This window comes from Streptomyces sp. NBC_00316, from assembly GCF_036158715.1.
GTDB lineage: Bacteria > Actinomycetota > Actinomycetes > Streptomycetales > Streptomycetaceae > Streptomyces.
The window spans coordinates 6,242,430-6,268,286 of the sequence record NZ_CP108023.1 but is presented as its reverse complement, the minus strand read 5'-3'; the positions used below and the strand labels follow the sequence as shown (position 1 = coordinate 6,268,286).

The window sequence follows — 25,857 nt, the reverse complement described above, 5'->3', positions numbered from 1 at the left end:
AAACGTGTTCAGCAACTTCCTGATCGGCCTGCGCGAAGGCCTCGAGGCCAGCCTGGTCGTCTGCATCCTGATCGCCTATCTGGTGAAGACCGGCAACCGGAACAGGCTGCTGCCCATCTGGGTCGGCGTCTCCATCGCGGTCGTCGTCAGCCTGGCCTTCGGCGCGGGTCTCGAATTCGGCTCGCAGGAGATGACGTTCAAGGCGCAGGAGGCGCTGGGCGGTTCGCTGTCGATCGTCTCCGTCGGCCTGGTCACCTGGATGGTGTTCTGGATGCGGCGCACCGCGCGGCATCTGAAGAAGGAGCTGCACGGCAAGCTCGACGCGGCGCTCGCGATGGGCACCGGCGCGCTGGTCGCGACGGCTCTCCTCGCCGTCGGCCGGGAAGGACTGGAGACCTCGCTGTTCGTCTGGCGTGCGGTGCACGCCGCGGACGACGGCTGGCACCCGATGATCGGTGCGCTGCTCGGGATCGCCACGGCCGTGGTACTGGGCTGGCTGTTCTACCGCGGCGCGCTGAAGATCAACCTGGCGAAGTTCTTCACCTGGACCGGCGGCATGCTGGTGGTCGTCGCGGCGGGCGTGCTCGCGTACGGCGTGCACGACCTCCAGGAGGCCGAGTTCCTCGGGGGCCTGCAGAACCGGGCGTTCGACATCAGCGCCACGATCCCGCCGGACAGCTGGTACGGCACGCTGCTGAAGGGCACCTTCAACTTCCAGCCCGATCCGACCGTTCTTCAGGTCACGGTGTGGGCGCTGTATCTGATCCCCACGCTCGCGCTGTTCCTCGCCCCGGTAGGGTTCGGACGGTCAGTGGGGGCGACGGATCAGAAGGCGCAGAAAGCGGATGAGAAGCCTGAGGCCGATTCGGCTGGCGACGGGGCTCGCGGCAGCGACAGTGCTGAGCATGACGGCGAGCGGGTGCGTGACGGTGCACGGCGAGCTGGAAGTCGTTCCGGCAGCGACGAAGTCTGAGGCCGCGAAGGCCCTTGCGGACTTCACCACCGCGTACAACGCGGCGGACAAGGCCTACGATCCGGCGCTGGACGCGGACCGGGTCACCGGTTCGCTCGGTGCGATCAACCAGGCCGGGTTGCGGGCGCGGCAGAAGAACCACCCCGACGGCAACGCGAACCACGTGCCGCTGGAGCTGACCGACGCCACGTACTTCATCCCGAAGAAGGCCGGCTGGCCGCGCTGGTTCCTCGCCGAAACCGACTCCAACCGCGACCAGGACAGCGGGAAGCAGGACACCAGCTGGCTGATCGCCTTCGTCCGGACCGGTCCCGACGCGGTCTGGAAGGCGTCGTATCTCGCGGTCGTGGCCCCGGCCCAGATGCCCGCGTTCGCGAAGGACGGCGGCGGGCGGGCCCGGCCGGTCTCCGCGGACAGTGCGGAACTGACCGTGGCGCCCGGGGACTTGAGCACGCAGTACACGCAGTACCTGCAGAAGGGCACGCCGGACGTGTTCGCTCCCGGCGTCGCCACCTCGGCCTGGCGGTACCAGCGCAGCAACACCCGGCGGGCCGGCTTCTCGTTCCAGTTCATCGACCAGCCGCTGGACGGCGGTACATTCGATCCGCTCGGCCTGGAGACGGAGGACGGCGGGGCGCTGGTCTTCTTCAGCAGCAAGCACTTCGAGCAGCAGACCGCGGCGAAGGGGCTGCGCCCGGCGGTCAACGCGGATGTGCAGGCGCTGCTGACCGGTGAGGTGAAGAGCACCCTCACCAAGGAGCGGGTCTCCAGCCAGCTGGTGTACGTCCCGAAGAAGGGCGCCGGGAACGACGGCAAGGTGATCGTGCTGAACCGGCTGCCGGGGCTCACGGCGGCGAAGGGTTCCTGAGGGCTCTCCCGTCATCCCTGGCGGGCGCACGACGACTGCTGAGGCACCCCGCCGCGTTGCCGCAACGCCCGAATGCACCCCGTACGAGGACGTCCCTCCGCCGTGCGATGCACCACATCCGACGCCGCGCGCGGATCCACCGGGGACAGCTCTTGGCCGCCCGGGCCTCAGCGGCTGAGCGGCCAGCTCACCGAGTCGTGGTCGAGGTCGCTCCGGCCCACTGTGTCGGCATACTGCGCGCAGGCGTCGGTAAGCGTCTCCAGCAGGGTCAGCGGGTCCGGCAGCGGGTTCTCCGGGCCGCGGACCCAGTGCACGTCCAGCTCACCGGGGAGCATCGCGGGCGGCAGGAGTACGTAGCTCCCGCGGCAGTGCCAGCGCAGTCCCGGATGCTCGTCCATGGTCTCGGGGTGGCAGTCCAGCTCGCAGGGCCACCACTCGTCCTCGTCCTCGGGGGTGCCCCGGGTGGCGGTGAAGAAGAGCATCCGGTCGTCGCCGGAGACGGCCACCGGGCCGACGTCGATGTCCGCGGCGAGGAGCCGCTCCAGGGCCTGGTTGCCCGCGGCCAGCGGCACGTCGAGGACGTCGTGGATCATGCCGGTGGCGGTGATGAAGTTGGCCTGCGACTGGCTGCGTGCCCAGCGCTCGATCTGGGCGCGGTCGGTGGTGGACTGCGTCTGCCAGGCGAACGAGATGGGGTGCCGGGCGGGGGTGGGACAGCCGATGCGTTCGCACGAACATCGGTAGCCGATCGGGTGAGCGGCGGGCGCGATCGGCATTCCGGCTTCGGCGACAGCCAGGAGCAGCGCCTCCCGGGCGGTGTCGTCGACCTCGCTGTGCTGCGATTTGGGTCGTCGGCGAAGCCATTGGGAAAACTTGCTCTCTGTGCCGCGAGAACGGCCGAAATCGGCGCCCATCAATCCCCTTACCTCAGCGTTGCCCCTGCCCATGGTCCCACCATCCTGCGCCCCGGGTGGCCAGAGTTCCGAAGCGGGGTGCCGGCACCGGTCCACCGGACTGGGCACGCGGCCGACATTTGTCGGTAAATGGTAGGTGTGGGCCATGAGTGGGGGCCGGTAGCGGCGCGAGACGGTACGTACCGTCCCGGCGCCTCTCCGTAGCCGTCACGGAGCAGCCTGCGGAACCACCCGATCGGTTCACTGCGCGGTTGCCCCGCACGGCGCACCATGAGCTCACGCACACACCCGTGCGAGCCCCGACTGTTCGCAGGCCACCCCTGCCGTCCGTGAGGAGCCCCCATTGCGTCGTGAAGCCACACCCTCATCGCTTCGTGAAGCGACCACCCCCGCACCCGCATCGCCCCGCAGGGCGACCGCGCGCCGCTACCTGATGTGCGCTCCGGTCCACTTCAAGGTCACGTACTCCATCAACCCGTGGATGGACCCGACCAAGCCGGTCGATCTGCCGCTGGCCCAGGCCCAGTGGGAGGACCTGCGCGACCGCTACCGCGCGCTCGGCCACACCGTCGAGCTGCTCACCCCCCGTCCCGACCTGCCCGACATGGTCTTCGCCGCCAACGGCGCGACCGTCATCGACGGCCGGGTGCTCGGCGCCCGGTTCGCGTACGAGGAGCGGTACGCCGAGGCCGCGGCGCACCGGGACTGGTTCCGGGACCACGGCTTCACCGAGATCCATGAGCCGGCCCACGTCAACGAGGGTGAGGGCGATTTCGCGGTCACCTCGTCGTATCTCCTCGCCGGGCGCGGTTTCCGGTCCAGTCCGCTCTCGCACGACGAGGCGCAGGAGTTCTTCGGGCGGCCGGTGATCGGGCTCGATCTGGTGGACCCGCGCTACTACCACCTGGACACGGCGCTGTGTGTGCTCGACGAGGCGGGCGACGAGCTCATGTACTACCCGGGCGCCTTCTCGCCGGGCAGCCGCTCCGTGCTGCGGCGGCTCTTTCCCGACGCGCTGATGGCCGAGGAGGCCGACGCGGCGGCGTTCGGACTGAACGCGGTCAGTGACGGGCTCCATGTGCTGGTGCCGCAGGGCGCCACGGGCCTCTTCGACCCGCTGCGGGCGCGCGGCTTCGAACCGGTCCCGATGGACCTGAGCGAGCTGCTCAAGGGCGGCGGCAGCGTGAAGTGCTGCACCCAGGAGCTGCGCTGCTAGGACCCTGACGTCAGTCGTCGGCGGGGGGCGGCCAGGCGTCGCCCCATGCGATGTCCCGGGCGGCCCGGTACAGCTCGCCGTGCCGCTTGGTGACCGTGGCGCGCTGCAGCGCCTCGTCGCGGGTGCACAGGTCCAGCAGCACCTGTCCCTTGCGGATCTGCGGCTTGCGGGTGACCCTCGCGGTCACCGGCTCGGTGGCGAAGCGGGTCGCCACAACGTAACTGAACTTCTCGTCCTCGTACGGCAGCGATCCGCCCTTCACCTGCCGGTGCAGCGAGGAGCGGCTGACCCGGGCCGAGAAGTGGCACCAGTCGGTGCCCGGCTCGATGGGGCACGCCTCGCTGTGCGGGCACGGAGCAGCGACCGAGAGCCCGGCGGCGATCAGCCGGTCGCGGGCCTCGATGATGCGGGCGTACCCGTCCGGGGTACCGGGCTCGACGATCACCACGGCCTGCGCGGCGGCCGCGGCCGTGTCGACGAGGCCGGTGCGGACGTCCGCCGTGAGCTCCCCCAGGACGTAGCTGACGGTCACCAGGTCCGCGGGGGCGAGCTCCAGCCCGGCGCCGATCCTGGCCCGCCGCCAGTCGGCGGTGCGCAGGGCCTCGATGCCGGAGGCACCGGCCAGTTCCCGGCCCAGGGCGAGGGCGGGCTCGGCCCAGTCCAGGACCGTCGTGCGATGTCCCTCCCAGGCCCCGGCGACGGCCCAGCTCGCCGCGCCGGTGCCGCCGCCGATGTCGGTGTGGGTGACGGGTGCCCACTCCGGGGCCGCCTCGCGCAGGGCGGCGAGGGCGGACCGTACCGCCTCGAAGGTCGCGGGCATCCGGTACGCGGCATACGCGGCGACGTCCGAGCGGTCACGGAGCACCGGGGCGTCGGTCGGGGTGGTCCCCCGGTAATTGGCGATGAGCCGGTCGACGGCCTGTGCTGTCTGCTTGGGCGGCAGTCCGTCGAGGAGTCCGGCCAGCGCCGCGCGCAGTGCTTCCGCGGTGGGGAGGGTGACGTTCACCGACGAATTGTAGGCGGATACGAGTGGCTGTTCCCCGGCCGTTCTCCGCCCGCTGCCGCCCGTCCGGCGCCCCGTCCCCCGCCCCGGGATCACAGCCGGACGGACGAAGATCCGAACTGACCGGCCCCGTTGGCCAGTTGCTACGCTGACCGCGCGAGGTCGGGGGAGGCTCACGTGAGGTCGGGAATGCTCATCGAGGGGACCATGCGGCAGAAGATCGTGCGCCTGACTCTGGTCGCGGGTGTGCTGGTGCTCGCCCTGCTGCTTCTGCCGGCCACCTGCGGCGCCGGGGGCGACGGGGACAAGGGCGGCGCGGGCAAGGGCGACACCACGCCGAAGAAGCCGGCGGCGACGGGCACGGGTCCGGACACGCAGCTCACCGTTCCCCCCGCGTACACGACCACGCGCGGCTGGGAGCTCATCAACACCTCGCCCGACTACGCGATCTCCCGGACGACGGGGCGCCTCGCCTATCTGCTGCGTGTCTCCGACAACCAGTACCGGCTGGAGACCATCGACTCGGAGACCGGGAAGGCCGGCTGGAAGGGCGCGGCCTGGCGGCCGCCGGCCTCGACGCACTTCCCGAAACTGCTCCTGGCCGCCAAGGACGACGTGGAGTACTTCGTCACGTGGGCGTACGGAAAGGTCGGTGTGAACGCGCTGACCCCGGCCGACACGATCGTCTCCCTCGACGTGTACAACGCGACGGACGGCTCCCGGCAGCGCATCGAGGTGCCGTGGAACTCCGCGCCGACCGTCGACACCACCGGCCCGGCGATCCTGATCAGCGACGGCCGTACCAACAGCGTGCTGGTCGACCCGGAGAGCGGCCGGATCTCGAAGATCGCCCCGTCGGCGCTCACGTACCCGAAGGGCTGCCCGTCCTGCCGGCAGCTCACCGAGGTGTTCGGGCTGACCGGGAAGGGCCTGCTGGTCAGCGGGGCGCGGGAGTTCTGGGTAGAGGGCGGCTGGTTCAGCCGGAACGTCGCCCCGAAGGGCACCGACCGCTTCAGCGGGATCCCGACGTCCGTGGCGCCCGGCTGGGTGCTGGCGAAGTGGCAGCTCGCGAAGGGCCAGAAGCAGGCGGCGACCCATGACCTGTGGGCGGTGCACGACGCGGGGACGGGAAAGGCGGTGGCGGCGGTGGAGTGCCACAAGGTGGCGATCAAGCCGGGCCAGTACCCGCAGGCCGTCATGTCGCCCTCGGGGACGTTTCTGGTGGCCGGGAACCTCGCCTTCGACCTGGAGACGAAGAAGGGGTTCTGTCTGGAGGCGACGGACGGCTCGAAGCCGCTGACCCTGGTCTCCGTGACGGACGAGGGCATCGCGTACGGGGCGACGCCCGCGCGCAACGCGGCGGACGTCCTGGCCGGCCACGGCCGGCCGGCCCAGGTCGAGGTCACCAGCGGGGTGCCTGAAGCGCTGCCCGCGAACGTGCGGCTGCCGGCCTCGGAGGCCGCTGCGGGCGTCGGGGTGTTCCGGTGGACGGACGAGCTGGACCGGCTGCACCTGCTCGGCTACCCGCGCGCCCGTCCGTGAGCACTGCTCATACCGCTGAGCGGTGCCGACCGTGAGCACTGCTCATGCCTGCGAGCGGTCGGCACCGTGAGCGGTGCTCCGGCCGTTGAGCGGTGCCCGCAGCCTTACGACAGCCGCTGCCAGGGCCGGCACAGGCCCAGGAAGCACGCCATCGCACCCACCGAGCACACCAGCTGGACGACCGCCATCGGTACCGCGGTCGCCTCCCCCGCGATCCCGACGAGCGGTGAGGCGACGGCGCCGATCAGGAACGACGACGTACCGAGCAGCGCCGAGGCCGAGCCCGCCGCGTGCTTGGTACGCATCAGGGCCTGGGCGTTGGTGTTGGGCATCGCGAGCCCCATCGCCGACATCAGGACGAAGAGGCCGGCGGCGACCGGCACCAGACCGACATCGCCGAACACCCCGGACGTCATCAGCAGCAGCGCGGTCGCGGCCAGCACGATGATCCCGAGCCCGCAGCCGAGCGCCTTGTCCAGACTGATCCGGCCGACCAGCACCTTGCCGTTGATCTGACCGACGGTGATCAGGCCGATCGAGTTGACGCCGAAGAGCAGGCCGAAGGTCTGCGGCGAGGCGCCGTAGATCTCCTGGACGACGAACGGGGAGGCACTGACGTAGGCGAAGAGGGCGGCGAAGGCGAGGCTGCCCGCGATCATGTAGCCGGTGAAGACCCGGTCGCCGAGCAGTCCGCGCATGGTGCGCAACGCGTCGCCGACCCCGCCGGTGTGGCGGTCCTCCGGCTCCAGCGTCTCGTGCAGCCACTTCCAGACGACCAGGGTGAGCAGGATGCCCACGACGGTGAGGACGGCGAAGATGCCGCGCCAGTCCGTGAACCGCAGCACCTGTCCGCCGATCAGCGGCGCGACGACCGGTGCGACGCCGGATATCAGCATCAGGGTGGAGAAGAACCTGGCCATCTCCACACCGTCGTACAGGTCACGGACCACGGCTCGGGCGATGACGATGCCGGCCGCACCGGCCAGCCCCTGCAGGAGGCGGAAGCCGATGAGGAGCTCCGTGCTGGGTGCGAGGACGCAGAGCGCGGTGGCGAGTACGTAGACGACCATGCCGAGCAGGAGCGGGCGGCGCCTGCCCCAGCGGTCGCTCATCGGTCCGACGACGACCTGGCCGAGCGCCATTCCGCCGAGACAGGCGGTGAGGGTGAGCTGGACGGTCGCGGCGGGGGCGTGCAGGGCGTCGGTGACCGCGGGCAGCGCCGGGAGGTACATGTCCATGGAGAGCGGCGGGAGCGCGGTGAGTCCGCCGAGGACGAGGGTGACGAGGAGTCCGGTGCGGCGGGCCGCCTCGGTGGCGGTCGGACGGGCCGCCGGCCCTGTTCCGGTCCCGAGCCCGAGCCCGGTCCTGTCGTTCGATGGGGGTGTGTGCAGGGCTCGGCTCACGCCGCTCTCCGGCATTCTCATCTCCAAATAGTTGAAACTGACTCTATGCTCTCAGCTCAGCCGGAGTGGTCGAGACCTTTTTGGGAGCAGGCATGAGCAGGACCGTGCGTTGGGGCGTGCTGGCTACGGGTGGCATCGCCGCGACCTTCACCGCCGATCTGCAGGCGGTGCCCGGTGCGGAAGTGGTGGCCGTGGCCTCGCGCACGGACACGTCGGCCAAGGCGTTCGCCGAACGGTTCGGGATTCCGAAGGCGTACGGCAGCTGGGCCGAGCTCGCCGCCGACGACGAGGTCGACGTGGTGTACGTGGCCACGCCGCACTCCGCGCACCGGGAAGCCGCCGCGCTCTGCCTGGAGGCGGGAAAGCACGTGCTGTGCGAGAAGGCGTTCACGCTCAATTCCCGCGAGGCCGAGGAGCTCGTGGCGCTCGCCCGGGACCGGGGCCTCTTCCTGATGGAGGCGATGTGGACGTACTGCAACCCGGTCGTCCGGCGGATGACCTCGCTGGTCGCCGACGGCGCCATCGGCGACATCCGCACCGTGCAGGCCGACTTCGGGCTCGCGGGCTCGTTCGGCCCGGACCACCGGCTGCGGAACCCGGCACTGGGCGGCGGTGCGCTGCTGGACCTGGGGGTGTACCCGGTGTCGTTCGCACAGCTGCTGCTGGGTGAGCCGGACCGGATCCAGGCCGATGCGCTGCTCTCCCCGGAGGGCGTCGATCTGAACACCGGCATGCTGCTGGGCTGGGAGTCGGGCGCCACGGCTCTGCTCAGCTGCTCCGTCGTCGCGGACACCCCGCAGACCGCCTCGGTCACGGGCACCCGCGGGCGGATCGACTTCCCGCGCGGCTTCTTCCATCCGGAGCGGTTCGTGCTGCACCGGGAGGGACACGACCCGGAGGAGTTCACCGCAGGGGGCGCGGGCGACGGGCTGCGCGGTATGCAGTTCGAACAGGCCGAGGTGGTGCGGGCGCTGCTGGCGGGCGAGACGGAGTCCCCGCTGGTACCGCTGGACGGTTCGCTGGCGGTGATGCGGACGCTCGATGCGGTACGGGACCGCATCGGCGTCCGCTACCCGGCCGACGACATCGGCTGACCGGGGTCCGGTCCGCCGTTACGCAGGCGTGAGGCCCTGGTTGCCCACCTCGGTGACGAACGATCCGGCCGTCGCGACGGGCGCTCCGGGCGTCGTGACGGCCGGCACCGTGCGGTAGTCGGCGCGCGCCTCCTTCCGGCCCAGCGTGACGACGGTGTATCCACGCCGGCCGTTGTAGAACTTCATGTGCGGGTTGGCCTGCATCTGGTTGTTCCAGCTGGCCGGCTTGTCGGATCCGTCCTTGCCGCTCGAGATCGACGTGGCGACGATCTCCGTGCCCAGCGTGCGGGACGACGGGTCGTTGAAGTCCTTCTTCAGGTCGAAGCCGTAGGCGACGTGGACGTCGCCGGTCAGCACCATCAGGTTGTCGATCCCGGCGGCCTCCGCGCCCTTCAGGATCCGGTCGCGGGAGGCCGGGTAGCCGTCCCAGGCATCCATGGACAGCTTGAAGGCGTCGGTCGGCACGTCGCGCCGCTGGGCGAAGGTGACCTGCTGCGGCACGACGTTCCAGGTGGCCCGTGAGGCCTTCCAGCCGTCGAGCAGCCAGCGCTCCTGCGCGGCACCGGTCAGGGTGCGCGCCGGGTCCTCGGACTCGGGTCCCGGCTTCTGCCAGCCGTCCCCGTACGCCTGGTCGCTGCGGTACTGGCGGGTGTCGAGGATGTCGAACTGGGCGAGCCGGCCGAACTGCAGGCGCCGGTAGAGCTTCATGTCCGGTCCGGTCGGCCGCTGCGGGGTGCGCAGCGGCTGGTTCTCCCAGTACGCGCGGTACGCTGCGGCGCGCCGCAGGAGGAACTCCTCCGGCGGGACGTCGTTCTCCGGGGTGTCCCCCGCGTAGTTGTTCTCGGTCTCGTGGTCGTCCCAGGTGACGACGAAGGGGTGCGCGGCATGCGCGGCACGCAGGTCGGGGTCGGACTTGTAGAGGGCGTACCGCAGCCGGTAGTCCTCCAGCGTGACCGTCTCCCGGTTGAAGTGGGCGGGGAGCGTGCGGTCGGTGTAGTTGCGGGCTCCACCGGCCGCGGTCACGGCGTATTCGTAGAGGTAGTCCCCGAGGTGGAAGACGACGTCGACGTCCTCCTGGGCGAGGTGCTTGTACGCGGTGAAGTATCCGTCGTGGTAGGCCTGACAGGAGACGGCGGCGAGGCTCAGCGCGCTGTTGCCGGCGTGCCCGGCGGGGGCGGTGCGGGTCCGGCCGGTCCCGCTGACCCACTTCCCGGCGCGGAACCGGTAGTAGAGGACGCGGTCGGAGTCGAGGCCCTTCACCTCGACGTGGACGCTGTGGTCGAACTCCGGGTGGGCGGTGGCCGTTCCGCGCCGGACGATCCGGGAGAAGTGCTCGTCGCGGGCGAGCTCCCAGCGAACCTGGAAGCGGGCGTTCGGCAGCCCGCTGTCCGGCTCGTACGGACGGGGGGCGAGCCTCGTCCACAGCAGGACGGAGTCGGGCAGCGGGTCGCCGGAGGCGACGCCGAGGGTGAACGGGTCCTCGCCGATCGTCCCGGCATCCAGCTCGGCGGCGCTCGCGGCGCCCGCGGCCGGCAGGTTGACCGAGAAGGCGAGCGCGGCGGCGGCGCCGGTGACGGTGAGAAAGCGGCGGCGGCCGACGTGCTGTGCGGCGGCGCGCATCTCCTGGTGGTGAGATGAGTGCGTCATCTGTCCCTCCCCTGACTGGTGGTGTATGGGGGGAGTCCACCGGTCCAGCGCGTCGAACGGCTGTCGTGTTCGCATCGCAAAGGCGTCGCGCGGATGATGAGTGCGGCGGTAATGACCCTCGGGGGACGAAACGCGCGCAGGCGCGGCCATCATGATCATCACCGGCCGGTCCGGCGGTGCGGGAACCGCCGACGACCGGTCGAGGAATCACCCGCGGGAGACCGGCCGTCCCGCAGGGCCCCGAACCGGCCTACCTGCCAGGGCCTTGACGCCGCAGAGGCGTATACGCTGCGGCGTCATGAGCAACGAACGGTTGAACTCCGGCGCGAGGACCGCCGTCGTCACGGGCGCGGGTTCCGGGATCGGCCGCGCGGTGGCTCTCGCCCTGACCGGCGCCGGCTGGTCGGTGGCGCTCACGGGCCGCCGCACCGAACCGCTCGCCGAGACCGCGGAACTGGCCGGCGGGCACGCCCGGGTGATCACCGTCCCCGCCGATGTCTCCCGCCCCGAGGAGGTGACGGCGCTCTTCTCCTCCGTGAGGGAGTGGACCGGCCGGGTCGACCTGCTGTTCAACAACGCGGGCACGTTCGGCCCCCGCTCCGTCCCGGTCGAGGACCTGTCGTACGACGACTGGCACACCGTGGTGGACGTGAATCTCACAGGGGCGTTCCTGTGTGCGCAGGCCGCGTACCGGCAGATGAAGGAGCAGGACCCGCAGGGCGGCCGGATCATCAACAACGGTTCGATCTCCGCCCATGCGCCGCGCCCCCACTCGGTCGCATACACGGCGACCAAGCACGCCATGACGGGGCTGACGAAGTCGCTGTCGCTGGACGGCCGTCCGTACCGGATCGCCTGCGGTCAGATCGACATCGGCAACGCGGCGACGGAGATGACCGAGCGGATGCAGACCGGCATCCTCCAGGCCAACGGTGAACTGGCGGCGGAGCCGGTGATGGCGGCGGCGGACGTGGCCCGGACGGTGCTGCACATGGCGGAGCTGCCGTTGGAGGCGAACGTGCAGTTCGCGACGGTCCTGGCGACGACGATGCCGTACGTGGGCCGCGGCTGACGACCCGCAGGCCCCATCGAACCACCCCTGGCCCGGGGCCGGTTGCCGTGGTTCGGGATGCCGGTCCCGCGAGCGGGAATGCCCCGGACCACGGACCGGTTGTGCTGCGACATGAACCGGATTCCAGAGGCCGAAGTCCTGCGCTACACCGCGTTCTCCGGCGACCCCGAGGGCGGCAATCCGGCAGGTGTCGTCCTCGACGCCTCCGGTCTCGACGACGCGGCGATGCTCGCCATCGCGGCGGAGCTCGGCTACAGCGAGTCGGCGTTCCTGACCGGGCCGGGCGCGACGGACGGATCGACCGGTCGTGGCTACACGATCCGCTACTTCAGCCCGAAGGCCGAGGTTCCGTTCTGCGGGCATGCGACCGTCGCAACGGCCATCGCCCTGGGCGAGCGCAACGGCCCCGGCGATCTGGTCCTCACCACGCGGGCGGGTACGGTCCCCGTCACCGTCACCCGGGACGGCGCCGAGCTCCGTGTCACTCTGACGAGCGTCGAACCGCACGTCACGGACATCGCCCCGGACGACCTGGCCGAGGCGCTGGCCGCCCTGGACTGGCCGGACGCCGACCTGGACCCGGCCCTGCCGCCCCGCATCGCCTATGCGGGCAATCGCCATCTGGTGCTGGCCGCCGGAAGCCGGGAGCGGCTCGCCGACCTCGACTACGACTTCGCACGGCTCGAAGCGCTGATGCACCGGCTCGACCTGACCACGGTCCAGCTGGTGTGGCGCGAGTCGCAGTCCGTCTTCCATGTCCGCGACCCGTTCCCGGTCGGCGGCGTGGTCGAGGACCCGGCGACGGGCGCCGCGGCCGCCGCCTTCGGGGCGTACCTGCGCGAACGGTCCCTGGTCCCGGACGCCGCGGTCGTCACTCTCCACCAGGGCGAGGACATGGGCCGCCCCGGCACGCTCACGGTCGAGCTGCGCCCGGGCGACGCGCGCGTGCGGGTGAGCGGGACGGGGACGCGGATCCCGGCGGCCGAGTGACCGGGCGGACGCCTACCGCCCCAGGAACTGCCGGTGCCGGGAGGCGTGCCGGGCAAAGGTGGTGGCGAAGCCCGCGCCCGGCTCGCAGTCGGCGTCCTGCCAGACCCGCTCGTCGGCGAACCAGTGGTCCACCGCAAGCATGTCGAGGTGGTGCAGGGCGTACGGGACCTCTGCCAGCCGGGCACGGGCGGCGCCGATCCCGGCGCCGGTGCCCGGAGCTTCGGTGAGCGCGGTCCGGTGGGGCATCAGGCGCAGGCGGACGCCGGGGACGTGACGCGCTGCGGCAACGACATGGCTGCCGATGAAGCCGGTCGCGCCGCTGATGAGAATGCGTGGCGCCGTCATGGCCGTTCGTCCTGGTTCTCTTCGGCGCGGGCCGGGGATTCGAACGTGCTGATGAAGGCCGTCTCGCCGTCCTGGACGGCCCGGACCTCCACCCCGGTCGTCGACCGATCGTCCGACGGGGCGGTCCGCGCCTCGACCCAGCAAGGGCGGTCGATTTCGACGTACCGGAGGAAGACGTGACCGGGATCGATGACATGGGCGGCCTGCCGGACCGCCTCCAGCAACAGGATCCCCGGCACATGGTCGTTGGGCCGGCCGAACAGGGCCGGATGCCCGGCGTCGAGCCGCAGCTCCCACATGCCCTCGCGGGCCGTCGGCGACAGCACGACGTCCCGCTCCGCGGTCCGGCCGGCCGTGCGCGGTGCGACGGCCGGAAGGAGCGGAACGGGGACGCCGATGACGGACTGCCGGTCCCCGCGCAGCCGTTGGTACACCCTGGCGGGCATACAGCTGATCCGCCCGCCGCCGGCCGAGATCCGGCTGCCGCTGCGATGCACCAGCAGGTCGAGCTCCATGGAGCCGAGACCCCGGCCGCGGCGCTTGATCCGGGAGCAGGAGACATCGACGGTGATGTCCCAGGGTTCCGCGCGCTCCTCGAACCCCTCACTCAGCCAGAGGCGCTCGGGCGGGGCCGCGTACCCCAGCTCCCACATCACGAACTGGTCCCCGACCGGCACGCCGAACTCCGCGTGGCCCAGCAGCATCGTCGTCTGCCGCATGGTCTCCGCGATCAGCAGCGGATCCTGGTGACCGCCCCGGACGGGCGCGAAGAAGCGGTGCGCGCGGCCGGCGGGCCGAGACCGAGAACTGGGTGTCGGTCCGCCTGGGCGCGCGATCGCGGCTCGGTACTCGATCCATGGCTCCTTGGGGGGAACTTCATGGTTCGACTCGCCTCGCGCGGGCCGGGGTGACCAAGGGTGCGCTGTACTTCCACTTCAACTCGAAGGAGGAGCCGGCGCTCGGCATGATGGACGTCCAGCCGGACAGCGTCCCTCTGCCACCACAGCTGACGATGTTTCAGGAACTGGTGGACCAGGGCAGGTTGCTCGCCTACCGGCTCCGCCATGAGACCCTGGTCAGGGCCAGTGCGGGCCCGGCGATGGACCAGGCCGTCTAGGGTCTCGACCGGGGCACCCCGTTTCGGGCCTGGATAGACCGGCTCGAGCATCTGCTGACCGCCGCGAAGGGTCAGGGCGAGCTGTTGCCGCACGTCCACCCCCGCTGGACCGCCGAGCTGCTGGTGGGTTCGTTCTCCGGGATTCAGGTGATGTCCCAGGTTCTGTGCAGGCGCGAGGGCCTGGGGCGCCGGATCTCCGTACTGCTGCACTACCTCCTGCCGAGCATCTCGACACCCGCCGTGCTGGCCACGCTCGACATGGCCGAGGACCGGGGCGAGCGGCTGCTCCTCTCCCTCGAAAACATACCGAGCGAGGCCGGCTCCACCCGCTGACCACCCGGAACCGGTCCGTTCGAGACCGGGACCGTACCGGATGGTCTTCACATGACACCCGCCCGCACCTTCTGCGGGTACGGACCTGCGGCATCCTCCGGAGGGCCGATCAGGCGGAATCGGCGGCTTCGGCCCGATGATTCCGTGGGACGGCGGAAGTCCTCCTTCTGACCGCACCGATCGAGAGGGTGGACCGATGACGACCGATCTGCACGAGATCCTGCACGCACACGTCAGCAAAGGGCCAGTGCCGGGAGCAGTGGGCCTGGTGGCCCGCGGCGACCGGGTGGAGGTGCAGGCAACCGGCTCGGCCGATGCCGAAGGCACCGTCCCGATGGCGCGGGACTCGATCTTCCGTATCGCTTCGATGACCAAGCCGATTGTCGCCGCGGCGGTCATGATGCTGGTCGAGGACGGCCGGATCGCTCTGGACGACCGGATCGACCGGTGGCTGCCGGAGCTGGCGTCGCCGAAGGTGCTCCGTAGGCCGTCCGGTCCGCTCGACGACGTGGTCCCGGCCGCCCGGCCCCTCACCGTGTTCGACCTGCTGACCTTCCGTGCCGGCTATGGCTATCCGTCCGACTTCACGCTGCCGGGGGTCGCACCGCTGTTCAGCGAGCTGAAACAGGGACCGGAACCGGCGGACGTCCCGCCGCCCGACGAGTGGATGGCGAAGCTGTCCCGTATCCCCCTGCTGAACCATCCGGGCGAGGCCTGGCTGTACAACACGTGCTCGGACATCCAGGGTGTACTGATCGCGCGGGTCTCGGGCCGCTCGCTGCCCGAGTTCCTGGCCGAGCGGCTGTTCGAGCCGCTGGGCATGAAGGACACCGGATTCATGGTGCCGACCGCCGCTCTGGGCCGCTTCACGAGCCTCTACCGCATCGACCCGAACGGCGGTATCCGGCTGGTGGACTCCCCCGACGGCCAGTGGACCAGCATGCCCGCGTTCGCGTCCGGCGGGGGCGGCCTGGTCTCGACCGTCGACGACTGGCTGGCCTTCGCCCGGATGATGCTCGCGGACGGCACGGCCGGCGGACGCCCGCTGCTGTCGCCCGCATCGGTGCGCCGCATGACCTCCGACCATCTGACCGCGGCCCAACGCGAGGCGAGCCGGCTGTTCCTCGAGGGCCAGGGCTGGGGCTTCGGCGGCTCCGTCGATGTCGCGGCCGTCGACCCGTGGAACGTGCCGGGCCGCTACGGCTGGATCGGCGGCACGGGAACGACGGCGCACATCGTCCCGTCCACCGGCACGGTCGCGATCATGCTGAGCCAGCTGGAAATGACCGGCCCGACGCCACCTGCGCCCATGCGGGACTTCTGGCGGTACGCGGCGGAAGCATCGCACTGATGTCGCCTACCGAACACCCGTGTCCCCGTCACGACAGGGCGGCAACCGGAACCTGAACAGCAAGCGACTACGATCGCGGGCACCGCAGCGAGCTCTCGGAATCCCCACGCCGGTGGCGGACTCGCGGCCGCCGGGCGCTCTCATGCGAATCCCTGCCAGGAGGCCGTGGGGGCGGACGAAACCTGCCACTGGTCGAGGATGCCGTCCCAGTCGTGCATCGGTGCGGAGCCGAAAGTGGCGGATGAGGATTGCTGGTCCCATACCGCCTCCTGGTGCGGCGGGCGAGGCTGGCTGGGGGAGTACCACTGCCGGGGCTGGGGCATGGTGGGCACCCCGGTGCCGTCGACGCGGCGATGCCGGCCGGAACGGTCCAGCGACGGCGAGGCATGCGTGAGGCGGCCCTGCGCCTCCAGATACCGGGTGCGTGCGACGAGGCGAGGGAGATCGAGACCGAGCTCGGATGCCAGCACGGCAAGGTCGGTCCCGGTGCTCCACGCTCCGACCAGGACCGCGTCTACGGCCGTCGACGAAGCCGTCGTCTGGGCCGGTTCGTCAGTGCCCGGAGCATGAAGGGGCCTAGGAGGTGCGGCCGGAGCCTCCTGGGGCACACGTCTTTCGTCCGGTTCCAGGTACGACGGGCATCCGTCCGCGTCCCCGGGGGGCGGCTTGTGCGCATCGGCTGCGTGATGGTCCAGGAGTGCCTTGGCGATGGCCCGGGCATCGTCCTTTCCCACGGTGCGGCGGGCGAGGCGTACTTCGCGCTCATGGAGCCCGAGGAGTTCCGCGGCGGTCCCGTCGCTTCCCAGCGTCACTGCGAACGCCGCCAGCGTCCGCATGCGGTCCGCATTCCGTTCGTCAAGGGCCCCCTGGGCACGGCGTACGTCCTCGTCATTCCCGAAATATGCCCGCGCCAGCACGGCATGGCGCTCCCACATCTCCCTCGGTTCCATGCCTGGAGCAACGTCCATTTTCCCAACTTGAAGCGATATTCTCCCTAAAGCTACCAGGAAAGGTGAAATACCATCTAATCATTCCGTGTTGCACACTAGTTACCCATATGGGTGCTGATCGTTACCATCGTCATGAACGCACCCACATCCGCTACCGCTACCGGCGGAGGCTCCGCGACATCCATTCCGCACCCCTCGCAGGCCCCCCGCGCATCTCATGCCCGACCACGTCTGCGGCCCCAGCTGGAATCGCCGCATGGAGCAAGCACATCACGGCGGCAGCTTGCCGGCGCTTTCGCGGCGGGTCCGGCGTACACAGAGGCGGCGAGCGAGACACCGCTGTACGCCGAACTCGTCGCAAGCTGGACTGCAAGCGACGCTACGGTGCCCGGCATCCCGGACTCCGAATGGCAGCGCCTGACCTCCTACCAGTCCTTTCTCCGTGAGGTCGAATCGGTCCTCAGAGACCTTCGCCCCCACCGCGCCCCCGACACGCTGCGCAGTTGAAACGCGTGCCGCGGCCAGACGCCCGTCGCTCCCGTCGCCGCGACACAGAAGCGGCAACGGGAGCGACGGAACAGTGACGCATGGGGGGGCGGGCAGGGTCAGGGCGCGGTGCCCCAGGTGAGGGTGCCGCTCACGTACACGCCGATCTTCGACGCGTCGGCGTAGGCGGTGTTCGTGGCACGGCTGTAGTCGTCAGTCTCGCTGAAGTTCGACCAGTCGGTCTTGTTCAGCCGCAACTGGATCTCACCGGTCGAGGCACCCGCCGCCAGAGTGCCGCTGCCGAAGCCGACCTCCAGATAGTGGCTGGCCCCCGCGGCCGAACTGCCCGAGGACGTCACGCCATGGGTCACGTTGCCGCTGCCCAGCGCCGCGTAGTCGCAGTACGTGGTGAAGGTGCTCGCACCGGCCTCCGGGGTGAACCAGTAACGCACCTTCACCGAGGACAGGTTCACCGCGGCGCTCCCGGTGTTGACCAGCTGCAGGCCCATCCGGATCTGGTTGTCCGTGGCCGAGGAATCCGTGTTCTTGTACTGAACCTTCAGACTCCCGGTACCCGTTCCACCACCCGCCGACGTGGTCGCCGAAACCGCAGCAGAAGCCGCCGACACATTCCCCGCCGCATCCCGGGCCCTGACCGTGTAGCTGTACGCCGTCGACGCCGACAGCCCCGTGTCCGTGAACGAGGTGGTCGCCGTGGAACCCACCTTCACCCCTGCACGAAACACGTCGTACGCCGTCACACCGGTGTCATCCGTCGACGCCGTCCAGGACAGCGAGACGCTGCCGCTCGTCTTGCCCGTGACTGTCAGGCCGGTCGGCGCGGTGGGCGCCTGGGTGTCGTCGTCACCGCCGCTGCTGCCGTCGAGGGGCGGGTACGCGTTGCGCAGCAGCTCCTGGAACTGGGCGGAGAACCAGTGGCCGGCCAGCGGCGAGTTGGGCAGTGCACCGGTCGGGTTGTTGCCGTTGCGCCCGTTGCCTCCGTACGTTGGGTCGCACATCTGGTCGAAGCCCTTGCCCTCGTCGTTCTCGACGGGCTGGCTGTTGCCGTCCGACTCGCCCGGGGGCTTGGCCCAGACGTAGGCGTCGATGCCGGCTTCCGGGGCGCTGGTGGGCCGCTCACCGATCCCGGCGCCCGACTGGTTGCACCAGTTCCCCAGGTGGATACGGCGGTCGATCCGGCCGCCGTTGACATAGGTGTCGACGTTCGTCGACGGGCCGGCGGCGGTGGGCCGGGCGGAGCCGCCCCAGCCGTTGCGAGCCGTGTCGATGAGCATGCCGATGTTCGAGGCGAAGCCCTGGTTGACCAGCTCCGTGCGCAGGGCCTGCGCGAAGGAGAGCTCGTCGACGTAGAAGTTCCAGTCCACCCACTTGGACTGACGCACCGTCGTGCCGTTCACCGAGTCGGTGACCTTGAAGTACGGCTCCTTCAGAGCCGAGTAGTTGGCCGTGTTGACGATGAAGCCCTGGACGTCCGCGACCGTGGCGCCCTCGGTGGTCGCGGCCTTCTTGAACTCCTGGGCCGCCGGGACGAAGTTGGTGTCCCAGCCCAGCCACCCGTGGTGCCCGGCGTCGACGTAGTTGTAGACGTTGGGAATGGCCCCCAGGGTGTGGAGCGCGTAGCCCACGCCCTTCTCGTAGTTGCCGTTCGCCTTCATGGTCGCGCACTGGGTGGTGGATCCGGCGGTGCCGCCCGCGTTGGTGACGAGGTTGGGCAGCGAGTCCGGCTCGATGATCGTGACGATGCGCAGGTTCGCGTATGCGGGGTCGTCGAGGATGTCGGCAATGGGGTTGATGTACTCGGTCTTGTACCGGTCGAGTTCGGTGGGACCGAGTTCACCGTTGGAGGCCAGGGCGGCGCAGTCGCGTCCCGGAAGGTCGTAGATGACGACCTGGAAGAGGTTCGCGCCCTGGTCGAGCGCCTCGTCGAGGTGCTCGCGCAGGCTCATCGCGTCGCCCGCGCCCTCGATGGCCGCAATGCGGTCCATCCAGACGAACGAGGGTTCGTCGGCGATGGCACTGCCGCCCGGCTCCGCGGCGGCCTTGGCGGACCACTGCGGGTTCACATAGGCCTTGGCGCCGGCGTACGGGTTGTCGACGCGGGCCGCGGCGGAGGCCGGGGTGGGGACGGCCACGGCCAGGGCCGCTCCGATCGCCAGGGCGGAGAGTGCGGCGAACTTCCTGCGTATCCCGTGCCGGGTGGAACTTCGTGATCTCATTGCGGCTCCGTATTCCTTTCCTGCGTACGCCTCCGGGCACTCCCCGAGGGCGGGTTCAGAGTTGTTACCGGGCTCCGCGGTACTCACGGTGCGGTGCCCCACACCAGGTCGCCGCCGACGTGGATCCCGATGTGCGGGTCGTCGGGGTCCCCATGGTCCGGATCCCTTCGTCCGGAGGAGGGTGGAGTGGTGCCCCGATGGCGGGACGAGCGGGGTGAACAGCCCCGCCATCGGGAGTGCGCGGTGGTGCGATGCCTGACCGGCGGGGGTCAGGGGGCGGTGCCCCAGGTGAGGGTGCCGCTCACGTACACGCCGATCTTCGACGCGTCGGCGTAGGCGGTGTTCGTGGCACGGCTGTAGTCGTCGGTCTCGCTGAAGTTCGACCAGTCGGTCTTGTTCAGCCGCAACTGGATCTCACCGGTCGAGGCACCCGCCGCCAGAGTGCCGCTGCCGAAGCCGACCTCCAGATAGTGGCTGGCCCCCGCGGCCGAACTCCCCGAGGACGTCACGCCATGCGTCACGCTCCCGCACCCCACCACCGCGTAGTCACAAGCGGTACCGAAGGTGCTCGCACCCGCCTCCGGGGTGAACCAGTAACGCACCTTCACCGTCGACAGGTTCACCGCGGCGCTCCCGGTGTTGACCAGCTGCAGACCCATCCGGATCTGGTTGTCCGTGGCCGAGGAATCCGTGTTCTTGTACTGAACCTTCAGACTCCCGGTACCCGTTCCACCACCCGCCGACGTGGTCGCCGAGACCGCAGCAGAAGCCGCCGAGACATTCCCCGCCGCATCCCGGGCCCTGACCGTGTAGCTGTACGCCGTCGACGCAGAGAGCCCCGTGTCGGTGAACGCCGTACCAGCCGTGGAACCCACCCGCGCCCCGTCCCGGTAGATGTCGTACGCCGTGACACCGGTGTCGTCCGTCGACGCCGTCCAGGACAGGGCGGCGGTGCTGCTGGTCGTCGCGGTGACCCGGACCTCCGCCGGCGCCGACGGGGCCGCGGTGTCGCCCCCGCCGCCGCTCTCCGTGCCCGCCTCGAAGGAGAAGCTCTTCGTGCCGAGCCCCTGGCCACCCTGCCAGATCTCGAACCCGGCCTCGGCGTCGATCAGATAGTGCGCCGGATTGATCTGGCCGCGGGTGACGGCATCGTCGATCAGGCCCATCACATCGAGGTCGGCGAACTCGGTGGCGCCCTGCTGCAGTACGTACGAGATGACCTTCCAGCCCGAGGCGCCGGGCCCCGTCCAGACGTCCCACGCCTTGCCGTCGAGCTGCACCGTGCCAGTGCGGGAACCGATCGGCTGGACCCCGCCGCGGTGGTTCATCCAGATCATCACCTCGGTGCCGTCCGGCTGGTCGTCCGTGACGGGCGTCGAGTTGAACCAGAGGTCCATCGAGACGTTGTACGCTCCCGAGGCGACCTGGGTGGTGGACCACGAGGTGCGTGCGCTGCCGAGTGCGTCGACACGCAGCGGCAGTCCGCTGTCCGTGGTGCACGCGCCCCAGTGACAGCCCTTGTAGCTGGACGGGTACGTGGCCGGGGCACCGTTGGTCGGCAGGGCGAAGGACGATTCGGTGACGCTCCAGGCACCCGTCTCCGGGTCGACGCCCACACACTGCCGGGCCGTGGAGTTCCACTCGTTCTGCTGGTAGATGTACTGGCCGCCCTGCAGCTCGGTGGTGCCCCACGCGGTGCAGTCGGTCACCGGATCGGCCGCGGCCGACGAGGCGCCGGTGAGCATGGATGCTGCCGCGAGCAGCAGGGCCGCCGCGGTGGCGGCGAGGGACGGGAGCCACCGGTCGCGGTACCGGGCCGCCTCGGCCGTACCGGCTCGGCTCACGGCTCCACTCCCCACGCGAGGGCCGAGCCCACATAGGCGGCGAGCCGGGGGGCGTCGGCGTAGGCGGTGTTGGTGGCACGGCTGTAGTCGTCGGCCTCGTTGAAGTTCGACCAGTCCGACTTGTTCAGCCGCAGTTGGACCTCGCCGGTCGAGGCGCCGGCGGCCAGACTGCCCGCGCCGCCGGTGAAACCGACCTCCAGGTAGTGGTCGGCCCCGGTCTTCGGGCTGCTGACCGTCACCACGGTGTGGCTGATGTTCGACGACCCGAGCGCGGCGTAGTCGCAGTACGTGGAGAAGGTGCTCGCACCGGTCTCGGAGCTGAACCAGTACCGGACCTTGACCGTGGACAGATCGACCGGGGCGCTGCCCGTGTTGACGATCTGCAGTCCGAGCCGGATCTGGTTGTCGGTGGCCGAGGAGTCCGTGTTCTTGTATTGGACCTTCACCGCGCCGGTGCCGGTGCCGCCCGACTTCGTGGTGGCGGTCACGGCGGTGGAGAGCGCGGAGGTGTTGCCGCCCGCGTCGCGCGCCGCCACCGCGTAGCTGTACTCGGTCGCTGCGGCGAGGCCCTGGTCCGTGAACGTCCGTCCCGTCGCGTTGCCGGCCAGTACCCCGTTGCGGTACACGTCGTAGCCGGTGACGGCGACGTTGTCGGTCGAGGCGGACCACGACAGCGACGCGCTGTTGCTCGTCGTCGCGGTGACCGTCAGCCCGCCGGGCACCGTCGGTGGTTCGGTGTCACCGCCGACGTCGCCCTCCACCAGCAGTTCGGCGTAGATCGAGAAGGCCAGCGCGAGGGCCGCCTGGGCCCAGAACCGGTGGTACGTGAAGGTGGGCGCAGGGCCGCCGTCCAGGTATGCCTGGACCTTGGGCCAGTCCGGGTCGTCCCGGTACCAGGACCGCAGGCCGATGAAGGTGACGCCGGGCTCGACCGTGTCACCGCCCGGCATCTCGCCGGACCACCCGTCGGGTACGAACACCTCGTCGTCGAACCGGTTGTAGTCGGCCCTGGTCTCCGGCACCGCGATGCCCTTGTCGTCGGCGTTCAGCGCCATCGCGTCGAGCAGGGCCTTGGCCAGCGCGCCGGCGGCCGCGTCGCCCGACTTCGCGGCGTAGTAGGTCAGCGTCTTGACGTAGGCCGCGCCCACCCCGACGTCGTTGGAGTAGTCCACGACCGAGACATGCAGCCCTGCGTTGTTCCCGGGGGACGTGGGGTTCCAGGTGTCCGGCTTGCCCGTCCAGTTGAGGGTGGAGGGGAAGCGGTAGCTGCCGTCGGCGCCGACGGTGGTCTTCCCGGAGGCCCAGGCGACCCATTTGGACAGGACGGCCTTGGCGGTCGCGTTGCCGGTGACGTAGTAGTACGCGGCGACGCGCTCCATGCCCCATACCTGGAAGCCGAACCAGTTGTTGCTCGGCGGGTCGTGGTAGACCGGCTGCCAGTCGTACGCCATGCCGTAGAACGTCGGCGTACCGGCCGGCGGCGTACCGTACTTTCCGTCCCAGCTGTTGGTGCAGCCCCCGGCGAAGGCGCCTTCGGCGGACTGCAGCCACTGCAGGAACTCCAGCTGTCTGGTCAGGCTCTTCGCCCAGTCGGTGCGCGCCGTCGCCGACTTTGGGGTGAGCGCCGGGACGTTGGACAGGGCCCATGCGGCAAGCGGGTTCTGGTAGCCCTGGTGGGAGGCGCCGTCACCGATGCGCCAGGCCCAGCCGCCGCCGCTGCCCGCGGCCGCGCCGCCCCAGGCGTAGTACCACGAGAGCAGGTAGTGCTGGGAGTCGCGGCCGGACGCGGCCGGGCAGGAGTTGGGATCCGTGCAACTGCCGATCCGCTTGAAGTACTTGTCGAACATCGCGTAACGGAGGTAGTCGCCCATCTTGGCGGCCTTGGCAACCGACGCCGCGATCTCACTCTCCTTGCCCTGGGCGGAGGCCCAGCGGTACGCCCAGTAGGCGGCCTGCACCGCACGGGCGTCGGCGTCCGGGGCGTTGGTGTACTTCCACTGCTTGGCATAGCTCGCGTCGTCGACGAACAGATCGAGAAAGCCGTTGGGGCCGCCGTAGTTGAAGAGATCGGTGGTCGGCTGCGGGATGGTCTCCCAGACCGACTCCTGCGCACCGCGCTGGTAGGTGTTGATGAACGAGGGGCCCGCCCCCGGTCCCGACTCGCCACCGGTACCCGGCTTGTTGCCGTACCCGTAGGTGTTGTCCAGGTCCATCAGCCAGTGCATGCCGTAGACGTCCATCGTGCCGTAGGACGAGGCCAGTTCCGTGGCAATGGGGTCCGAGCCGACCGGCACCGAACCGTCCAGAGCAGAGGGGTAGTTGTCGGGCAGTGGCCACTCGGGAGCGTAGGTCGCGGGGGAACTCGGGTTGTACGACCCGGCGGTGGACTGATCGGCGTGCTGCGGAATGATCGTGCGCTCGGCGATCGCCCAGGCCTGGTTGAAGGGGGCCCAGTCGCCTGTCACCCTGCCGTACGCCGCCTCCAGCCACATCCAGAAACTGACGGCCTCGGAGGTGGTCTCGTGACCATGGTCCGGCGCTTCGACCATCAGTGTCTCGGCGGAGTGGTAGGGAAGGCCGTCCGGGCTGAAGTAGCCGTTGGCCGCGTCCTTGATCTTGCCGTACTGGGCGAGGAACGCCTGGGTGTACGGATCGTCGGCCGCCGCGGCCCGGGCCGCTCCGCCCGCCCGAGCGGCGGCCTTGGCGACGGCGGTGCCCTGGGTGAGCCCCATCGCGATCAGGCTGCCACTCAAGGCGGTACTGAACGTTCTACGTGATATCGACACAAATCCTCCATTGGCGGGTGTAGTAGAGGGAGGGAGGGCTGTACAGGTGATGCGGATCGTCAGGGTTCGATGCCCCAGGCGAGTTCGCCGCCCACGTAGACGGCGACCTTCGGGGCGTCGGCGTAGGAGGTCCCGGTGGTGCGGCTGTAGTCGTCGGTCTCGTCGAAGTTCGACCAGTCGGTCTTGCTGAGCCGCAGCTGGATCTCACCGGTGGATGCGCCCGCGGCCAGGCTTCCGCTGCCGAAGCCGACCTCCAGATAGCGGTCGGCGCCGGCCTTCGGGGAGCTCACGGCGGCCACCCGGTGGGTGATGGTGGAGCAGCCGAGCGGGGACCAGTCGCACCATGTGCCGTACGTGGTAGCTCCGTTGTCGCCGGTGAACCAGTAGCGCACCTTCACCGTGGACAGGTCGACGGCGGTGCCGCCGGTGTTCACCAGTTGGAGGGCGGGCTTGATCTGGTTGTCGCCGGGGGCCGAGTCGCTGTTGCGGTACTGGGCCTTCAGCGCTCCCGGTTCACCGCCGCCTTCGTCGTCGCCGCCCAGTGCGGCGCGCACGGCAGCGTACGAGGGCTTCGGCCGGAGGTTCTCGTCGTAGAGGTTGGCCGCGCCCTGTCCCGGGAATGCGGCGGGAACCCAGGAGTACTTGTCGGTGTAGTCCCAGACCGTGATGCCGACACACCGCGCCACGGCCAGGCAGGCCTCGACGACGTTGCGGTAGTAGGTGGCCTGCGTGGCCAGTTCGGTCGCGTCGGCGGGCAGTTGCATGCGTACGTCCAGCTCGGTGACGGCCACGTCGAGTCCGAGATCGGCGAAGCGCTGCAGGTTCTGCTGCATGTCGCCGGGAAAGCCGTACTGGACGGCCAGATGCCCCTGGAACCCGACGCCGTCGATCGGCACGCCCTCGGCGACGAGTTCGCTGACCAGGTCGTACATGGCGTTGCTCTTCGCGCCCAGGCCCTCGGTGTTGTAATCGTTGATGTAGAGCTTGGCGTCCGGATCAGCGGCGTGCGCGGCTCGCAGCGCGGTGGCGATGTAGTCACGGCCCATGGCGTTGTAGAACGGGCTCGTACGGAAGGTCCCGTCGTCGTTGAACGGCTCGTTCACGACATCCCAGGCGGTGACCTCACCCCGGTAGTGACCGGCCACTTCGGTGATGTGGTTCGTCATGGCCGCCTCCACCTGCGCCGCCGGCAGGGAGCCGACCCAACCCGGCAGCTGGCTGTGCCAGACGAGCGTGTGACCCCGCACGGTCTGGCCGTGATCCCGCGCGAAATCGGTGATCACATCACCCTTGGCGAAGCTGAACTGCCCCTGCTGCGGCTCCGTGGTGTCCCACTTCATGGAGTTGCCCGGGGTGATCTGGCCGAACTCGGACCCCAGGGTGACGGCGTACGCGGCGTCGGGCAGCTCGGGGTTGTCGGTGGCCGAGCCGAAGTACTTGCCGTGCGCGACGGCCAGATCGTGCAGGCTGCCCTGCTCGGCCGCGACGGCCGGCACGCCCGCCAGCGATGCGACGACGGCGCACGCCGTGAGCAACAGGCCCGGCAGCCTGCCCGGGCAGCCGGGCATGGAGCGCTTTACCAGAATCATGACATTCGCTTTCCTCAGCCGAGAACGACCGGCACATGGGTGCGCGACAGCGCCCATGCCTCCGGTTCATGTCTCGAAGGTGTGGGGTGCAGAGGGT

At 70.1% G+C, this 25,857-nt stretch carries 20 protein-coding genes and 2 pseudogenes; 10 read left to right on the top strand and 12 right to left on the bottom strand.

The features are described 5' to 3' along the window. The first annotated feature begins 4 nt into the window (after window positions 1-4). Window positions 5-973, top strand: a complete 969-nt coding sequence (gene efeU, locus OG878_RS27890) for an iron uptake transporter permease EfeU (protein WP_328889318.1) — start codon at window positions 5-7, stop codon at window positions 971-973. Next, window positions 906-1,841, top strand: a complete 936-nt coding sequence (locus OG878_RS27885) for a hypothetical protein (protein WP_328889317.1) — start codon at window positions 906-908, stop codon at window positions 1,839-1,841. The genes efeU and OG878_RS27885 overlap by 68 nt, the downstream gene beginning before the upstream one ends. 167 nt (window positions 1,842-2,008) lie before the next feature. Here the strand turns inward: OG878_RS27885 and OG878_RS27880 are convergent, their stop codons facing one another. Continuing rightward, window positions 2,009-2,755 (bottom strand): bifunctional DNA primase/polymerase, encoded by a 747-nt coding sequence (locus OG878_RS27880; protein WP_328889316.1) that lies wholly within the window; start codon window positions 2,753-2,755, stop codon window positions 2,009-2,011. A 343-nt stretch (window positions 2,756-3,098) separates the two neighbouring features. Between OG878_RS27880 and ddaH the strand changes: the two genes are divergently transcribed. Further along, complete coding sequence (gene ddaH, locus OG878_RS27875; RefSeq protein ID WP_356116220.1) at window positions 3,099-3,971, top strand: dimethylargininase; 873 nt, start codon at window positions 3,099-3,101, stop codon at window positions 3,969-3,971. Between the two features lie 10 nt (window positions 3,972-3,981). Here ddaH and OG878_RS27870 read toward each other — a convergent pair whose 3' ends face one another. After that, on the bottom strand, window positions 3,982-4,977 hold the full coding sequence (locus OG878_RS27870; protein ID WP_328889315.1) for a small ribosomal subunit Rsm22 family protein: 996 nt from the start codon (window positions 4,975-4,977) through the stop codon (window positions 3,982-3,984). A gap of 204 nt (window positions 4,978-5,181) precedes the next feature. Between OG878_RS27870 and OG878_RS27865 the strand changes: the two genes are divergently transcribed. Next, complete coding sequence (locus tag OG878_RS27865) at window positions 5,182-6,516, top strand: hypothetical protein (protein WP_328891404.1); 1,335 nt, start codon at window positions 5,182-5,184, stop codon at window positions 6,514-6,516. 104 nt (window positions 6,517-6,620) lie between these two features. On the opposite strand, the gene OG878_RS27860 is transcribed toward OG878_RS27865, so the two are convergent. Beyond that, a complete protein-coding gene (locus OG878_RS27860) occupies window positions 6,621-7,934 on the bottom strand; it encodes a multidrug effflux MFS transporter (RefSeq protein WP_328891403.1) in 1,314 nt (437 codons plus the stop codon). 77 nt (window positions 7,935-8,011) lie between these two features. On the opposite strand from OG878_RS27860, the gene OG878_RS27855 reads away from it, so the two are divergent. Then, window positions 8,012-9,013, top strand: coding sequence for a Gfo/Idh/MocA family protein (locus OG878_RS27855; RefSeq protein WP_328889314.1), 1,002 nt, complete (start codon window positions 8,012-8,014; stop codon window positions 9,011-9,013). Between the two features lie 18 nt (window positions 9,014-9,031). Here OG878_RS27855 and OG878_RS27850 read toward each other — a convergent pair whose 3' ends face one another. Beyond that, a complete protein-coding gene (locus OG878_RS27850; RefSeq protein WP_328889313.1) occupies window positions 9,032-10,660 on the bottom strand; it encodes an alkaline phosphatase D family protein in 1,629 nt (542 codons plus the stop codon). Between the two features lie 298 nt (window positions 10,661-10,958). On the opposite strand from OG878_RS27850, the gene OG878_RS27845 reads away from it, so the two are divergent. Both OG878_RS27845 and OG878_RS27840 read left to right on the top strand, forming a co-directional pair. Then, window positions 10,959-11,732, top strand: a complete 774-nt coding sequence (locus OG878_RS27845) for an SDR family oxidoreductase (protein ID WP_328889312.1) — start codon at window positions 10,959-10,961, stop codon at window positions 11,730-11,732. A 111-nt stretch (window positions 11,733-11,843) separates the two neighbouring features. Continuing rightward, on the top strand, window positions 11,844-12,722 hold the full coding sequence (locus tag OG878_RS27840) for a PhzF family phenazine biosynthesis protein (protein ID WP_328889311.1): 879 nt from the start codon (window positions 11,844-11,846) through the stop codon (window positions 12,720-12,722). 12 nt (window positions 12,723-12,734) lie between these two features. Here the strand turns inward: OG878_RS27840 and OG878_RS27835 are convergent, their stop codons facing one another. After that, entirely contained in the window at window positions 12,735-13,067 is a 333-nt protein-coding gene (locus OG878_RS27835; protein WP_328889310.1) for a hypothetical protein, read from the bottom strand. Next, the gene (locus OG878_RS27830) at window positions 13,064-13,798 is read right to left on the bottom strand and encodes a ScbA/BarX family gamma-butyrolactone biosynthesis protein (RefSeq protein WP_443049272.1); all 735 of its coding nucleotides are present in this window, start codon (window positions 13,796-13,798) and stop codon (window positions 13,064-13,066) included. The genes OG878_RS27835 and OG878_RS27830 overlap by 4 nt, the downstream gene beginning before the upstream one ends. 125 nt (window positions 13,799-13,923) lie before the next feature. Between OG878_RS27830 and OG878_RS27825 the strand changes: the two genes are divergently transcribed. From OG878_RS27825 to OG878_RS27815, 3 genes are all read left to right on the top strand, one after another. Further along, window positions 13,924-14,184, top strand: a complete 261-nt coding sequence (locus tag OG878_RS27825) for a helix-turn-helix domain-containing protein (protein WP_328889309.1) — start codon at window positions 13,924-13,926, stop codon at window positions 14,182-14,184. An 84-nt stretch (window positions 14,185-14,268) separates the two neighbouring features. Beyond that, window positions 14,269-14,517: a hypothetical protein gene (locus tag OG878_RS27820; protein WP_328889308.1), complete on the top strand. Its 249-nt coding sequence runs from the start codon at window positions 14,269-14,271 to the stop codon at window positions 14,515-14,517. Between the two features lie 196 nt (window positions 14,518-14,713). Next, a complete protein-coding gene (locus tag OG878_RS27815; RefSeq protein WP_328889307.1) occupies window positions 14,714-15,868 on the top strand; it encodes a serine hydrolase domain-containing protein in 1,155 nt (384 codons plus the stop codon). A 140-nt stretch (window positions 15,869-16,008) separates the two neighbouring features. Here the strand turns inward: OG878_RS27815 and OG878_RS27810 are convergent, their stop codons facing one another. The 6 genes and pseudogenes from OG878_RS27810 to OG878_RS27785 all read right to left on the bottom strand — a co-directional run bounded on the left by OG878_RS27810 (window position 16,009) and on the right by OG878_RS27785 (window position 25,760). Then, a complete protein-coding gene (locus OG878_RS27810) occupies window positions 16,009-16,836 on the bottom strand; it encodes a hypothetical protein (protein ID WP_328889306.1) in 828 nt (275 codons plus the stop codon). A 587-nt stretch (window positions 16,837-17,423) separates the two neighbouring features. Beyond that, entirely contained in the window at window positions 17,424-19,541 is a 2,118-nt protein-coding gene (locus OG878_RS27805; protein WP_328889305.1) for a glycoside hydrolase family 6 protein, read from the bottom strand. A gap of 269 nt (window positions 19,542-19,810) precedes the next feature. After that, window positions 19,811-20,566 (bottom strand): annotated as a pseudogene (locus OG878_RS27800) (cellulose binding domain-containing protein); the annotation flags it as partial. 27 nt (window positions 20,567-20,593) lie between these two features. Beyond that, window positions 20,594-21,286: pseudogene (locus tag OG878_RS27795) on the bottom strand (GH12 family glycosyl hydrolase domain-containing protein); the annotation flags it as partial. A gap of 95 nt (window positions 21,287-21,381) precedes the next feature. After that, window positions 21,382-24,126 carry a glycoside hydrolase family 48 protein gene (locus OG878_RS27790; protein ID WP_328891401.1) on the bottom strand — a complete coding sequence of 915 codons (2,745 nt, stop codon included), beginning with the start codon at window positions 24,124-24,126 and terminating at the stop codon, window positions 21,382-21,384. A gap of 104 nt (window positions 24,127-24,230) precedes the next feature. Beyond that, window positions 24,231-25,760 carry an endo-1,4-beta-xylanase gene (locus tag OG878_RS27785; RefSeq protein ID WP_328889304.1) on the bottom strand — a complete coding sequence of 510 codons (1,530 nt, stop codon included), beginning with the start codon at window positions 25,758-25,760 and terminating at the stop codon, window positions 24,231-24,233. Window positions 25,761-25,857: the final 97 nt, after the last annotated feature.